Genomic DNA, 14,104 nt, shown 5'->3' on the forward strand with positions numbered 1-14,104 from the left:
CATGGCAATTATCCGGAACAACGAATTTCTTCGACGCCCGCTGATCGCTGGCAACTGGAAGATGAACATGGACCATGTCCAAGGCATCACCCTGTTGCAGAAGCTTGAGTGGACACTTGATGACGCCAAGCACAGCTTTCAGCGCGTCGAAGTTGCGGTCTTCCCGCCCTTCACGGACTTGCGTGGTGTGCAGACCTTGGTGGCTGGGGACGATCTTGACGTCGTCTACGGCGCCCAAGACCTCTCGCCCTTTGATTCCGGAGCGTACACCGGTGACATCAGCGGCCAGTTCCTCTCCCGCTTGGGGTGCACCTATGTCCTAGTGGGACACAGCGAACGGCGCACACTTCACGATGAGTCGAACGAAGTAGTGGCCTCCAAGCTGGCAGCCGCGCTGAAGCACTCGTTGCAGCCCATCTTGTGCATCGGCGAAGGACTCGAGGTGCGCCAGTCTGGCGACCACGTGAACTTCACGCTCCAGCAGCTGCGCGAGTCGCTCGCAGGGTACCCTGCAGAGTCTGTTGACAAACTTGTTGTGGCCTACGAGCCCGTCTGGGCTATCGGAACGGGAGAAGTTGCCGGACCGGAGGACGCGCAGGAGATGGCTGCGGCGATTCGCGGTGAGCTGGTTGCGTTGTACGGCGTTGAGGCAGCCGAGGGAGTGCGTGTCCTGTATGGCGGCTCGGTCAAGGCTGCCAGTGCGGCGGCGTTGATGAGTGAGAAGGATGTTGACGGTCTTTTGGTAGGCGGTGCCAGCTTGGATGCAGGCGAGTTTGCTAACATTGTCAGGTTCGAGCAACACTTTGGGAATGCGTAGCGTCTTGACCTTGTTTGCCAGTGAAGAAGTTACTTCTTAGCGGCACAAGGTTGGCGCAGTAAATTCCTACCCAACGGGCGGTTCATCGGTAAGAGCGCCCGCGTCGCACTGATTCTGCGGCACAATCGCACCACGACGAGGGTCGAGTGCAACGTGAAAGGTAATTGTGGACGTACTAACGGTCATCCTCCAAGTAGTCCTGGGTATCACGAGCATCTTGTTGACGCTCTTGATCCTTTTGCATAAGGGCCGTGGCGGCGGCATGTCTGACATGTTCGGCGGCGGTATGACGTCGTCGCTGGGATCCTCAGGCGTGGCAGAGCGCAACCTGAACCGCATCACGGTGACTCTCGGACTGATTTGGGGTGCAGTGATCATCGCCTTGGGCTTGATCATGCGCTTCAATGTCGAAAGCTAACGCTTAAGGCATTCGCTAATACTTACGTGAAGGGCCTGTGACGATCGCTAGATGCGGTGGTCACAGGCCCTTCACTGCTGCAATGAGCAATTGGAGCAAATCGAGCAATTCCACTGACGTAATTCCAGTACGACGACGCCTGCTGAGGTAAGTGAGCACGCGCCGTCTTACTGGCTAGCGTCGAGTAGGTAACGTCGTACTCGCTTACCCGCTACTTGCTAACGCTGGCTGGGGCTAACCTCGCGGAGATTGGTTTTCGGCAAGCCGTCTCGGAGTACTTCCGAAAGAACCTCATCGGGGTCGAGGCGCCGAAGCTCCTCGGCGAGGCACTCCGCCAAGCTGCGCTGGGGCAAGGAGAGCCGCTGCATATGACGACCCGGCTGGTACAGCTCCGCCACGTCCCCGGTAGGGCGCGCGAGCACAATGTCCCCGTCGAGGCCCGTCAATCGCACGCTATGAACGCCAGTACCGTACGGGGAGGACGCGAGCGTCACAGGGATATCAAGCTTGAGCGTCAGCCAGGCAGCCAGTAGCACGTTGCTTGGGGAATCCACAGCACCGGTCACGGTCGCGGCAGTGATACGCCCGGCATCCTCTTGATCCAACACCGCAGCCAACTGGGCGCGCCACAACGTGATGCGCGTCCAGGAAAGGTCCGTGTCGCCAGCCGTGTGGCACTGGCCAATGCGGAAAAGAGCGTCGCGCGGATTCGCTTCGCTTCCAGAATCCGTGATGCGCCGCTGGGCGATCTTCCCCAGTGGGGTGAGATTGACGTTCGCGGGTGCCTCGTCCGGCCACCAGACCACAATGGGATCATCGGGCAGCAGGAGACCGGCAACCAAGGACTCGTCGGCAACGGCAAGCTCACCATAGGTGTGCAGGATGACCACTTCACTGGCTCCGGCGTCGCCACCCACGCGAATCTGTCCGTCAAGACGCGTGTCAACGTCGGGCGAGCCTTCCACAATGACAACCACGCGGCACGGGTGCTCTCGGCTCGCGAAGTTAGCTGCGTTGACGGCTTTTTCAACCGATTCAGGCTTGGTGACAACAATCAGCGTGAGCACACGGGTCAGCGCTACAACGCCGCCGCGGTCTCGCAGGTTGACGAGCTCCTTGGCGACAGCACCGGTAGTGGTGTTAGGGAGATCCACGATCATGGTCGACGCCACGTCCTTCCGTCTTGAGCCAAGAGTTCATCGGCGGAAGCCGGCCCCCAGCTACCTGGTGCGTATGGTTCCGGTTGCTCATCAAGAGATGCCCAGTAATCTTCGAACGGGTCAAGGATCTTCCAGGAGAGTTCCACTTCTTCGTGGCGGGGGAAGAGCGGAGGCTCGCCCAGCAACACGTCCAGAATCAGGCGTTCGTAGGCTTCTGGGCTTGATTCCGTGAAGGAGTGGCCGTACCCGAAGTCCATCGTGACATCGCGAACTTCCATTTGGGTTCCGGGCACCTTGGACGCAAAGCGGATGGTGGCGCCTTCGTCCGGCTGAATGCGGATCACAATGGCGTTCTGGCCAAAATCGCTGCTGCCCGAATCTTGGAACAAGAGGTTTGGTGCCTTCTTGAGCACTACGGCGATTTCAGTCACGCGTCGTCCAAGACGCTTGCCGGCGCGTAAGTAGAACGGAACCCCGTCCCAGCGTCGGGTGTTGATGTCTACGCGAATAGCCGCGAAGGTCTCCGTCTTAGAATCAGGATTGAAGCCTTCTTCTTCCAAGAAGCCCTTCACTTTGGTTCCGCCTTGCCAGCCACCGGCGTACTGTCCGCGAGCTGAGTGCTTTGAAAGATCCTCTGGCAGACGTACGGCTGCCAATACCTTTTCCTTCTCAGCCCGCAAGTGGTTTGCGGCGAAAGAAATGGGTTCTTCCATGGCGGTCAGCGCCAACAGTTGGAGAAGGTGGTTCTGGATGACGTCGCGAGCCGCGCCCACGCCGTCGTAGTATCCCGCACGTCCTCCGATGCCGATGTCCTCGGCCATGGTGATTTGGACGTGGTCCACGTGGTGCGAATTCCAGAGTGGCTCGAAAATCTGGTTGGCGAAGCGAAGCGCCAACAGGTTCTGTACGGTCTCTTTACCGAGGTAGTGGTCGATTCGGAACACGTCATCCGGTGCGAAGACCGACTCAACGATGTCGTTGAGCTGACGGGCGGATTCCAGATTGTTGCCGAAAGGCTTCTCGATGACCACTCGCCGCCAGCCGTCTTCCTGCGATTCATCCGGGATGAACGCGGTGGGCGCTTCAGCGTTTGGTGCGTCCGAACGGGACGCGAGCCCGTGCTCGGAGAGCTTTCCGCACACCTTGTCGAAGGAGTTCGGCGGGATGGACAGGTAGTACACGTGGTTTCCGCGCGTTCCCCGCGACTCTTTGAGCTCGTCGAGCACCTTCGCGAGGTTTTCGAACGCGGCGTCGTCGTCAAATCCGCCGGAGACAAATCGGAAGCCTGCGGACAGCTGACGCCACACGGTTTCATTGAACGGCGTGCGTGCGCTGCTGACTACCCAGCCGCGTACTTCGGCGACGAAGTCTTCATCAGTCCAATCGCGACGGCCGAAGCCCACCACGGAGAATCCCGGGGGTAGTAATCCGCGGTGCGCGAGGTCGTAGACGGCGGGAAGAAGTTTCTTTCGTGCGAGGTCACCGGTCACACCGAAGAATACGAGCGCGCTGGGTCCCGCAATGCGGTTCAGACGGCGATCGCGTGAATCGCGCAGGGGATTAGCAGCTGGCGAGGTGGTGGAGCTCGTTCCGAGAGGGGAGCGGTTGAAGCTCGAAGTCATCTATTACGGCTTTCACTGTGGGGGAAGCGGGGCTGCCCCAATAGTTGAGGCCTGGCGCGAATGGGTAGTTGGCGCCAGGCCCTTAAGGAGAGGATTACGACGACGCCTGCGCGGCTTGTGTGGGCTGCACGGCGGCTACGGCGCTCGCAAGCTGGGAGACGGCTGCCGTACGGTCAGTCAAGTGGAGACGAAGGACCGGCTGTCCGAGCTCAGTGAGGACGGATGCGTCACCGGTGGCCTGAGCGTTGATGAGCTGACCCAAAGTGAAGGGGAGCCCAGGGATTTCGAGGTCGGTGTCGCTGCTTGCGGTGATTTGCAAGAACACACCAACTGCTGGCCCGCCCTTGTGGAACTGACCAGTGGAGTGCAAGAAGCGAGGGCCCCAGCCAAACGTGACGGGGCGGCCCGAAATACCGGCCAGAACGCTCCGCAAGCCGGCGAGTGCCGGCAAGTTGAGTCGATCCGTGTAGGCCTGCACAGCAAGGTAGCCGCTGACGGACAGTTCCCCGAGGAGAGCACTGATCGCGTCTTCGACGCTAGAAGCTTCGGCGGGGAGTAAGCCGGCAGTTGCACGGACTTCGATGCTGCCATCGGTGAAGAGCGGTGCTTCAACCGCCGGGCGAGACTCCAAGAGACCCCGAGTTGCGATCTTCGCGGACTCCACGTCCGGCTGATCGAAGGGGTTGATGTCCAACAAGTAGCTAGCAATAACGGTGGCGTACTCCCACAACACCATTTGCGCACCAAGATTTCCGGAGACCTCAACGGTGGTTGCCGTGTACTCGGTGGCGGTGATGGAAGATACAAGCTTGATTTCTAGGAAATCGTCTTGTGGTGTCGTGACCTCAGGATCGCCTGCCTGAACGACGACGGGGAGAAGTCCTGTGCCTTCCTTGCCGGTGGATTCTGCGATGAGCTGTTCTGCCCAGTCAGCGAACCCCACAATGCCGGAGCCCTGATCCTCGAAGATCAGCTTGTCGCGCAATGGACGCGTGCCGCCCAAGGCAGCGCCTAGCTGAAGTGCCAAGTTGTCTTCGGTGTCCGCCGCAAACTGCTTGGAGGCAGCTTCTGCGTCGTTGAGCAACGAGTCGATATCAACGCCTGCGAGACCGGAGGGAACCAGACCGAATGCGGTCAGCGCCGAGTACCGGCCGCCCACGGTGGGATCGGCGACGAAGACGCGGTAGCCCGCTTCACGAGCTGAAGACTCGAGCGGGGAGCCCGGGTCGGTGACCACAATGATGCGCTCTGCGGGGTTGATCCCTGCATCTGCATAGTACTTTTCAAAAATACGGCGTTGCGAGTCAGTCTCTACCGTCGAACCGGACTTCGAGGAAACCACCAGAGCGGTTCGCTCGACACCGGCCTCAAGCACCGAAGCAACCATGCCTGGATCAGTCGAATCCAGAACGTGGAGCTCCACGCCCGCCGTCTTAGTAATCACTTCTGGTGCCAACGACGAACCGCCCATGCCAGCAAGCACAATGCGGTCCACCCCGCGCGAAGCGAGCTCCGCGCGGGTCTGTTCAATCAAGGGGACCAAGGCGCGGGAGGCCTCAAAGAGGTCTACCCATCCCAGACGAATCGATGCTTCAGACTCAGCTTCGGCGCCCCAAAGAGTCGCGTCCTTTGCTGCAATCTTGCTGGCGACTTGATCAGCCACCAAGTGTGGAACATTGTTCTCTACAGCTACTTGTGCGGCGCCGGAAGCTTTGAATCCGAGTGATGCCATGACAGGTCCCTTCGTGTTGACCGACCGACTGATTTCGAACTAATTAGTGATGATCTCAGTAGTTACCTCAAGAAAACTGAGGTAACTACTGAGCTGACGGACGTGGAGAGCGGGTCAACTAGCTCTTGCGAGCGGCGTCCAGGGACTGCTGAAGACCGTCCAGAAGTTCTTCCCACGAGGCGTCGAACTTTTCGAGGCCCTCTGCTTCGAGCAACTCGACAACGTCGTCATAGTCAATGCCAACGCGAGCGAGGGAGTCGAGGATCTCGTTCGAAGCTTCGTAGGTACCTGCGATGCCATCAGCACCGTCGCCACCGTGATCTGCAACGGCCATGAGCGTCTTGTGCGGCATGGTGTTCACAGTTCCGGCGGTCACCAAGGAATCCACGTACAAAGTGTCAGAGTAGGAAGGATCCTTGACACCCGTGGAAGCCCAGAGCGGACGCTGTGGGTTGGCTCCCTGTGCGGCAAGAGTCTTCCAGCGCTCGGTTTCCAAGGCCTGCTCAAAGACCTGGAACGCAAGACGTGCATTGGCAACGCCGGCCTTGCCGCGAAGGGCAAGTGCCTCATCCGTTCCAAGCTCGTTCAGGCGCTTGTCGATTTCCGAGTCCACGCGGGAGACGAAGAAGGAAGCAACTGAGTGAATCTTGGAAAGATCGTGGCCGGCTTCGCGAGCCTGCTCTAGACCCAAGAGGTAAGCGTTGATCACGGCGCGGTAGCGTTCGAGGTCAAAGATCAACGTGACGTTGACGCTAATTCCGGCAGCCGTAACAGCGGTGATGGCTTCGAGTCCCTCTTGCGTTGCAGGGATCTTGATGAGGACGTTTTCCTTGGAGACCTTTTCGAAGAGCTTCTTGGCCTCTTCAATGGTCTCAGCGGTCTTGCGAGCCAAACGAGGATCAACCTCGATCGAAACGCGTCCATCCACACCCTTGGTGGACTGGTACAAACCGGCGAAAAGATCGCAAGCGTTGGCGACGTCGCGCGTGGTGATTTCCATGACGGACTCATCCAACGTGAGGTCAGAAGCAGCTAGTTCAGCCACCTGCTCGGCGTAATCGTCACCGTTCTTGAGAGCGTTGGCGAAGATCGTCGGGTTCGTGGTCACGCCGGTGACGTTGAATTCGTCAACGAGCTTCTGCAACGAACCGTCGTTGAGCTGTCCTCGAGAAAGGTCATCGATCCAGATGGAAACGCCTGCGGCTGACAGGGCTTGAGTGTTCTTATTGCTCACTTTATTCTCCTTGACTCGAATTACTTCGAGCTCGTGCTGGCTGCGATGGATTCCTTCGCGGAAGCTACTACAGCGTCCGAAGTGATTCCGAATTCGCGGTACAGCGTTTCGTAGTCTGCGGAAGCACCGTAGTGCTCGAGGGCGACGGCGCGTCCCGCTGTTCCCAAGAACTCGCGCCAAGGCATAGAAATTCCCGCTTCAACGGAAACTCGGGCCGCGACGTCTGCCGGGAACACTTCATTGCGGTACTGCTCGTCCTGCTTGTGGAACCACTCAACGCATGGCATGGAAACCACGCGGGCGGCGATGCCTTCTTCAGCGAGCTTGGTGCGCGCTTCGACGGCCAACTGAACTTCCGAACCGGTACCCATCAAGATCACATCAGGAGTGACGGTTTGGCCGTCACGCTCGGCGTCGATCAAAACGTATCCACCGCGAGCCACCAGATCGGCGCTGGCGAAGCCGCCTTCTTCAGAGCGATCGAATGTTGGAATATTCTGGCGCGTCAAGACGATGCCAGCAGGGTTTTCCGTGTTCTCCAAGATGGTCTTCCAAGCAATGGAGACCTCGTTGGCATCCGCTGGGCGGACCACGTCGAGGTTCGGGATAGCACGCAAGCTAGCAAGCTGCTCTACAGGCTGGTGGGTTGGGCCGTCTTCGCCAAGTCCGATCGAGTCGTGGGTCCACACGTAGATGCTCGGGATACCCATGAGAGCGGACAAACGAATGGCCGGACGCTGGTAGTCGGAGAAGATCAGGAAGGTACCGGAGAACGCACGGGTCTTAGAACCCAAGGTGATGCCGTTGACGATGGCAGCGGCAGCGTGTTCGCGGATACCGAAGTGAAGGACACGACCGTAAGGATCACCTGACCAGGTCGCGGTGCTGCGGGAAGCCGGAATGAAGGACTTCGCAGATTCGATGGTGGTGTTGTTGGAGCCCGCAAGGTCAGCAGATCCGCCCCACAGCTCTGGAAGCTGGTCCGCAATAGCGTTGATGACCTTGCCCGAAGCGGAACGGGTAGCTACAGCCTTACCTGCCTCGAAGACAGGAAGCGATGCTTCCCAACCTTCGGGAAGTGTCCGAGACTTTACGCGCTCAAGGAGAGCTGCGGCGTCGTTATTCGCGGTCTTCCATGCCGAGAAAGCGTGCTCCCAATCTTCGCGAGCGCTCTTCGAACGATCAATCACCGAACGAGCATGCGCCAAGACGTTGTCCTCAATAGCGAAGTGCTGCTCGGGATCAAAGTTCAAGAGCTCCTTGAGAGCCTTGACTTCGTCGCCGCCCAGCTTGGAGCCGTGAATGCCGCCAGTGTTCTGCTTGTTCGGGGCAGGGTAACCAATGATGGTGCGCAGCGAGATCAGCGAAGGCTTGCCGGTCTCGGCCTTTGCGGCACGAATTGCGGCGTCCAACTCGGCAACATCCTCAACGTACGTGCCGGTCTTGGTCCAGTCGACTTCCTGGACGTGCCAACCGTAGGACTCGTAGCGCTTCAGGACGTCTTCGGTGAACGCGACGTCGGTGTCATCTTCGATGGAGATGTGGTTGGAATCGTAAATCACCACCATGTTGCCGAGTTCTTGGTGGCCGGCGAGCGAGGATGCTTCGCTGGTGACGCCTTCTTGAAGGTCACCATCGGAAGCAATGACGTACACGGTGTGGTCGAACGGGCTGGTGCCCGGCGCAGCGTTCGGATCGAACATGCCGCGGTAACGGCGCTGAGCATAGGCGAAACCGACGGCAGAGGCCAGACCCTGACCCAACGGGCCGGTGGTGATTTCGACGCCCGGGGTGTGCTTGTATTCCGGGTGACCTGGGGTCAACGCGCCCCACGTGCGTAGCGCTTCAATGTCCTTCATCTCCAGGCCGTAACCGGACAAGAACAACTGTAGGTACAGCGTCAATGAGGTGTGGCCGGGGGAGAGGATGAAGCGGTCGCGACCGAGCCACTCGGGATCCGTGGGATCTTGACGCAAGTGGCGCTGGAACAAGAGGTACGCAACGGGAGCGAGGCTCATCGCGGTTCCCGGGTGTCCCGAACCTACTTTTTCAACGGCATCAGCGGCGAGAACGCGGACTGTGTCTACGGCGCGCTCGTCGAGTTCCGTCCATTCAAAAGGCGATTCGCTTGCGGCTTGCTGCACTGAGGCTCCTACTTTTCTTTGCAGGGTGTCCCTGCCAATGGGGGTGACGTTGCCCAGAGTTCGGGCACATGACATTCACCTTATTAGTGATCAACTCCAACACTAGCGCGAGTCGAGTTGTTGGCGGATAAAGACAAGAATTTTTTCGTCAAGGGCGCATCTGTGGGGGAAACTTCACCCGCGTGGGCAAAAACTTGGACTGAAACTTGCCATTTATCACAAGAATCCGTGTTCACAGTACTGAGTTTGCTTTGTTTTGACTAGGTATGATGGATAGGTCTGACTTATATCAAGCGAAGCCGTGAGTTTAATGTCTGTTAATTCCCCTGCCTCCCATCAAGAGGAAACGCACTCCCTAGCGGAGCCTGCGCGTCACTTGCGCCTGCCAGGTGAGTCCCGCGGGAAATATACAAAGCGTCGAATCAACGCCTTCATTTCGCTGACGAAGCCTCGCGTGATCGAGCTCTTGCTGGTTACGACGTTGCCCACCATGATCTTTGCGCAACGCGGATTCCCAGACATCATCACCATTCTGGCGACCCTCGTGGGCGGCGCACTTGCAGCAGCAGCCTCCGGCGCTTTCAACTGCTACTTTGACCGCGACATTGACAAGCTCATGAATCGCACCAAAAAGCGTCCGCTGGTCACTGGGGATGTCACTCCACGAGAGGCGCTGGCGTTCTCGTGGGCGCTGTCCATCCTGTCCATCGCCATTTTGTGGGCTGGAACGAACTTCCTGACGGCTGTTCTTGGCCTCGTCGCCATCCTTTTGTACGTGGTTCTCTACACTCTGATCCTCAAGCGCCGCACCTCGCAGAACATTGTGTGGGGCGGAATAGCCGGTTGTATGCCGGTGCTGATCGCTTGGTCGGCAGTCACCAACACGCTTGAGTGGCCTGCAATCATCCTGTTCCTCATTATTTTCTTGTGGACCCCGCCGCACTACTGGCCACTGTCCATGAAGTACCAGGATGACTACCAGCACGCTGACGTTCCCATGCTCGGAGCTATCGCCACCGCTCGCACGGTGTCGGTTCAGGTAGTTCTTTACGCGTGGGCTACCGTTGTCTGCTCGCTGTTGCTGACGCCCATGGGTTACGCGGGCATCGTCTACACCGTTCTTGCGGCCATTGCAGGCGCTTGGTTCATTTACGAGTCCCACGTGCTGTACCGCGAAGCTCAGCGCGATCACGAACCTAAGGTCATCAACAAGAAGGCCATGAAGGTCTTCCACATCTCCATCACTTACCTGACCATCCTCTTTGTGGCGCTAGCGATTGATCCGTTTGTGGGTCAGCCGCTCTTCGGTCAGTAAGGGTTTGCAAAAACGCCAGCCAGCACTTACCTTGAGTGTGTCCGGCAACACAGTACGCCGGGGTTCTCAAAAGGAATCCTGAACCGCTCTCAGAGGAGCGGCGAGTCATATATGGAATGAATTGATCTCATATGTGAACTCGAGGTGACACCCGGTGGTGCTTTCTGAATCTACCGATTCGCAGGTTATTTCCGTCTCAGACGCAATCGCACGCACGCTGGCCCAACATATAGACGCCTTCTTTGGCCTCATGGGCAACGGAAACGCTTACTTTGTAGACGCGCTAGAGCGCATCAACACTCCTATTTTCGAAGTCCGTCACGAAGTCGCGACGGTGGCTTCAGCGGATGCTTACCACCGTGTCTCCGGCAAAATTGCGGCGGCCACCACGACGTACGGCGCTGGCTTCACCAATACGCTGACTGCCCTTGCGGAGGCCGCGCAGGCTCGCATCCCGCTGATTCTCGTGGTCGGAGACGAACCCAGCTCGGGGCGCCGTCCGTGGGACGTGAATCAAGAAGCGCTGACAACCGCGGTGGGTGCCCGGTACATGGGCGTTAACCAGCACGACGCCGCAGCGGTTGCGTTGCGTGCCTTCGTGACGGCACGCGATGAACGGGTTCCCGTGGTGCTTGCGATTCCTTACGACATTTCGGCAACGCCGTTCGAGGGCGTCCTTACCGAGGATTCGTTACCGCCAGTTCGGGCCGTCAAAAGACTCGACCAAGAGCACATCGAGCACATTGTTCAAGCTATATTGGCCTCGCGAAACCCGCTCATTCTTGCCGGTCGAGGCGCGAAAAACGCGGCGACTGCGGTCCGTTCCCTTGCCTCGTTTCTGGGCGCAAAAGTAGCGACTACTGCGCCGGCCCGCGGGCTCTTCAACCGTCGTTCGACGGAAGACTCTTTCGTCGACCTGGGTGTGTGCGGCGGCTTCGCCGCAACGGGCGCGGCCGAAGAAATACGAGGCGCCGATCTAGTGCTGGTGATGGGTGCCGGGCTGAACCAGTTCACCAGAGCCTTCGGTGAGGCATTCTCGCCCGAAGCAACCATCATCCAGATTGATCTTGCGCCCGAGAAGACGCACCAGAGCGTTGACAACTTCTACCAGTGCGCCATCGAAGGTGCCGCACCACAACTGCTTCAGGCGCTTCTGGACCAAGAAGCGCAGAAAATTGCGCAACCAGAAACCATCGCTCGCATTCAAGCGCGCCGCAAGCAGGCGTCGTCGTACTCAGAAGAATCTGACCTCACCCGCCGCGAAATGGGCTCAGAACTTGCCCCGGATGGGCGGCTGGACCCGCGCGCACTCCTCGGCGAACTGAACCGGTTGATCCCGAAAAACCGAACCGTCATTGTGGACGGCGGGCACTTCATCGGGTGGCCGAATATGTTCATGGATCTGCCCGGCGCTGATCATATGGTGATGGTGGGGACTGCTTACCAGTCGATCGGTCTGGGCTTTCCGTCGGCTGCGGGAGCTGCGGTGGGTCGCCCCGATTCGTTGCCAGTGCTGTTCTGTGGTGACGGCGGCGGTCTCATGGGCATAGCGGACGCGGAGACGTTCATGCGCATCGCGGGACGTGGCGTCGTGGTGGTCATGAATGACGCTGCGTACGGGGCCGAAGTTCATCAGTACGTTTCTAAGGGACTGGCCGAGCGCCCTGTGCTGATCCCGGATATCAATTTCGCGGGGATGCTCGAGGCCCTGGGTGCGCAGGCGACGGTGGTGCGCCGTCACCAGGATCTGGCGGCGTTTGAACGATGGATAACTCTCGAAGAAGACGGGGTCTTCGTGCTGGATTGCCGCGTCTCAAAGGACGTCATTGCTCCCTACATGCGTGAACTGATCGCCTAGACGGGGAAGCGTCCCGTTGCGCGATCCCACACATTGGTCGCTGCGCTGACGAGGAGCGCGGAGCCCAGCATGTGGAAGAGCACCAAGAGGACTGGAAGTCCATTGAAATGCTGGATGTAACCGATCGCGGCTTGAAGTCCAATGACCACAACGAGCCACCACAGCGCCGTCTTGAGCGCTTGCGCAGTCTGGATTCGGTACGCCAAAACCAGAGCAATAATGGTCGCGGCTACCAGAATGTAGACCGGCACCACGTGAATGCGGGTTACGAGATCAGCACTGAAGTTGTGGCGCGGCGCTAGGGCGTCGCCAGCGTGCGGTCCCGTTCCGGTGACGATGGTTCCCAGTACGACGGCGGCACTTGCGGCCAGTGCGATCGTCCAGCCCAGCGTTCGCTGAGTGGGAGACGAGGGGATTGCGAGGATTTCTCGATGACCGTCCAGCTTGAGCGCGGTGCGGTTCACCAGCAGCGTGGCTACGGCCACCAAGGCGGTGGAAGCCAAGAAGTGGAGGGACACGACCCACGGGTTCAGCTTGGTCCACACGGTAATGCCGCCGATGATCGCCTGCACCGGAATGACGGACAACAGGGACAGCGAGAGCAAGTAGATGGTGCGGTGAGTGCGGCGCATCCGCCAGACTGAGACGATCATCGCCACGGCGATGACCACCAGCACAAACGTGAGGAGTCGGTTACCGAACTCGATCAGCCCGTGGATACCCATTTCTGGGGTCGGCGTCATGGAACCAGGCACACAGTTGGGCCAGTTTGAACACCCCAACCCCGAATTGGTGAGGCGGACCGCGCCGCCGGTCACGATGATGCCGATCTGAGAAATCAGGGAGGCAATCGCGAGACGGTGATTGACCTTCGTGATTTCGAGCGGCAGACGCTCCGTCCAAGCGGAGAGTTGAGTGGACACCGAGCTCATCGAGTGACTCCTAGCAGTCTTCTATGTGCGGGTTGGTGGAATGAATGCGTCATTAGTCCCATTTGAACCACCGGGAGGCGCCGAAAGTGGCAAGTGCGGCCCAGATAAGCAGTGAGACGGCGGCCATGACATTGAACTGTCCATCGAGGAAAGCCGAGCGCAGACCGTCGCCCAAAGCAGCTGAAGGCAAGAAGCTCAGCAACGGACCCCAGATCCCGCCTACGTGGTGCGCGGGAAGCAACAATCCGCCCACGGAAGCGAGCAAGACCCACGCGAGGTTGGTGATGGCGAGCGTGGCTTCTGGCCGGACCGTTCCGGCGATCAGAAGACCGAGGGCAGTGAAAGCGGCTACGCCCAGGAGGACGAAAACTATCGCCGAAGCTGTGACGGCCAGTGGCTGACCGTGGGCGAAAGGCTGCCACCCCATGAGAAGGGCTGCTGACCCCAAAATGATGACCTGAATGGCCACGACCAACAGCACAGCGATGGCCTTGCCGGAAATCAACCCGGCTTTGCCGAGGGGAGTGGTGGCCAAGAAGCGTAGAACGCCGTACCGGCGGTCAAAGCCGGTGGTGATTCCCTGACCGGTGAAAGCCGTGGACACTACGCATAGCGCCAGAACGCCGGGAGCCACGGCGTTGATGCGGGTATCCGCAATGCCGTCGATCAGAGGTGTGATGACAAGTCCGATCATCGCTAAAAGCGGCAAGATGATGGCCAGCAAAAGCTGTTCGCCATTGCGAAGCATCATGAGAGCTTCGTATCGGCCTTGATTCAGAACCCGGGTGCTCAGGGAAGCAGCGTTAGATGACTCGAGCGAGGAGTCGGAGTCTCTTTTCGATGACTGCTCAGGCATGGAGTCTTGGCGGGCG

At 59.0% G+C, this 14,104-nt stretch carries 11 protein-coding genes; 4 read left to right on the plus strand and 7 right to left on the minus strand.

Annotated elements, in window-relative coordinates; genetic code table 11:
- The first annotated feature begins 1 nt into the window (after nt 1).
- Together tpiA and secG are read left to right on the plus strand one after the other, a co-directional pair.
- Entirely contained in the window at nt 2-817 is an 816-nt protein-coding gene (gene tpiA / locus HD598_RS02510; RefSeq protein ID WP_183663584.1) for a triose-phosphate isomerase, read from the plus strand.
- Between the two features lie 166 nt (nt 818-983).
- Nucleotides 984-1,235, plus strand: a complete 252-nt coding sequence (gene secG, locus HD598_RS02515; protein ID WP_071893663.1) for a preprotein translocase subunit SecG — start codon at nt 984-986, stop codon at nt 1,233-1,235.
- Nucleotides 1,236-1,453: 218 nt separating this feature from the next.
- On the opposite strand, the gene HD598_RS02520 is transcribed toward secG, so the two are convergent.
- The 5 genes from HD598_RS02520 to tkt all read right to left on the minus strand — a co-directional run bounded on the left by HD598_RS02520 (nt 1,454) and on the right by tkt (nt 9,127).
- Entirely contained in the window at nt 1,454-2,395 is a 942-nt protein-coding gene (locus HD598_RS02520) for a glucose-6-phosphate dehydrogenase assembly protein OpcA (protein ID WP_071895138.1), read from the minus strand.
- Nucleotides 2,392-4,017: a glucose-6-phosphate dehydrogenase gene (gene zwf / locus HD598_RS02525; RefSeq protein ID WP_183663585.1), complete on the minus strand. Its 1,626-nt coding sequence runs from the start codon at nt 4,015-4,017 to the stop codon at nt 2,392-2,394. Before zwf ends, HD598_RS02520 begins: the two co-directional genes overlap by 4 nt.
- Before the next feature lie 94 nt (nt 4,018-4,111).
- Entirely contained in the window at nt 4,112-5,749 is a 1,638-nt protein-coding gene (locus HD598_RS02530) for a glucose-6-phosphate isomerase (RefSeq protein ID WP_183663587.1), read from the minus strand.
- A gap of 118 nt (nt 5,750-5,867) precedes the next feature.
- Nucleotides 5,868-6,983, minus strand: coding sequence for a transaldolase (tal, locus tag HD598_RS02535; RefSeq protein WP_071893660.1), 1,116 nt, complete (start codon nt 6,981-6,983; stop codon nt 5,868-5,870).
- Between the two features lie 20 nt (nt 6,984-7,003).
- Nucleotides 7,004-9,127, minus strand: coding sequence for a transketolase (tkt, locus tag HD598_RS02540; RefSeq protein ID WP_311538924.1), 2,124 nt, complete (start codon nt 9,125-9,127; stop codon nt 7,004-7,006).
- Between the two features lie 310 nt (nt 9,128-9,437).
- On the opposite strand from tkt, the gene HD598_RS02545 reads away from it, so the two are divergent.
- Together HD598_RS02545 and HD598_RS02550 are read left to right on the plus strand one after the other, a co-directional pair.
- Nucleotides 9,438-10,442: a heme o synthase gene (locus HD598_RS02545; RefSeq protein WP_183663591.1), complete on the plus strand. Its 1,005-nt coding sequence runs from the start codon at nt 9,438-9,440 to the stop codon at nt 10,440-10,442.
- Between the two features lie 154 nt (nt 10,443-10,596).
- Entirely contained in the window at nt 10,597-12,300 is a 1,704-nt protein-coding gene (locus tag HD598_RS02550) for a thiamine pyrophosphate-binding protein (protein WP_311538925.1), read from the plus strand.
- Here HD598_RS02550 and HD598_RS02555 read toward each other — a convergent pair.
- Together HD598_RS02555 and HD598_RS02560 are read right to left on the minus strand one after the other, a co-directional pair.
- The gene (locus HD598_RS02555; RefSeq protein ID WP_183663593.1) at nt 12,297-13,232 is read right to left on the minus strand and encodes a COX15/CtaA family protein; all 936 of its coding nucleotides are present in this window, start codon (nt 13,230-13,232) and stop codon (nt 12,297-12,299) included. The two genes, HD598_RS02550 and HD598_RS02555, sit on opposite strands and share 4 nt — an antisense overlap.
- A 52-nt stretch (nt 13,233-13,284) precedes the next feature.
- Nucleotides 13,285-14,088: an ABC transporter permease gene (locus tag HD598_RS02560; RefSeq protein WP_183666514.1), complete on the minus strand. Its 804-nt coding sequence runs from the start codon at nt 14,086-14,088 to the stop codon at nt 13,285-13,287.
- Nucleotides 14,089-14,104 lie beyond the last annotated feature (16 nt).

The sequence above is a fragment of the Neomicrococcus aestuarii genome (assembly GCF_014201135.1).
Classification (GTDB): domain Bacteria; phylum Actinomycetota; class Actinomycetes; order Actinomycetales; family Micrococcaceae; genus Neomicrococcus; species Neomicrococcus aestuarii.

What these genes read in the sequence shown, in the direction of transcription:
- zwf (WP_183663585.1), bottom strand. Translation starts at nt 4,017, where the DNA reads ATGACTTCGAGCTTCAACCGCTCCCCTCTCGGAACGAGCTCCACCACC.
- HD598_RS02530 (WP_183663587.1), bottom strand. Translation starts at nt 5,749, where the DNA reads ATGGCATCACTCGGATTCAAAGCTTCCGGCGCCGCACAAGTAGCTGTA.
- HD598_RS02555 (WP_183663593.1), bottom strand. Translation starts at nt 13,232, where the DNA reads ATGAGCTCGGTGTCCACTCAACTCTCCGCTTGGACGGAGCGTCTGCCG.
- tpiA (WP_183663584.1), top strand. Translation starts at nt 2, where the DNA reads ATGGCAATTATCCGGAACAACGAATTTCTTCGACGCCCGCTGATCGCT.
- HD598_RS02545 (WP_183663591.1), top strand. Translation starts at nt 9,438, where the DNA reads ATGTCTGTTAATTCCCCTGCCTCCCATCAAGAGGAAACGCACTCCCTA.
- HD598_RS02520 (WP_071895138.1), bottom strand. Translation starts at nt 2,395, where the DNA reads ATGATCGTGGATCTCCCTAACACCACTACCGGTGCTGTCGCCAAGGAG.
- HD598_RS02560 (WP_183666514.1), bottom strand. Translation starts at nt 14,088, where the DNA reads ATGCCTGAGCAGTCATCGAAAAGAGACTCCGACTCCTCGCTCGAGTCA.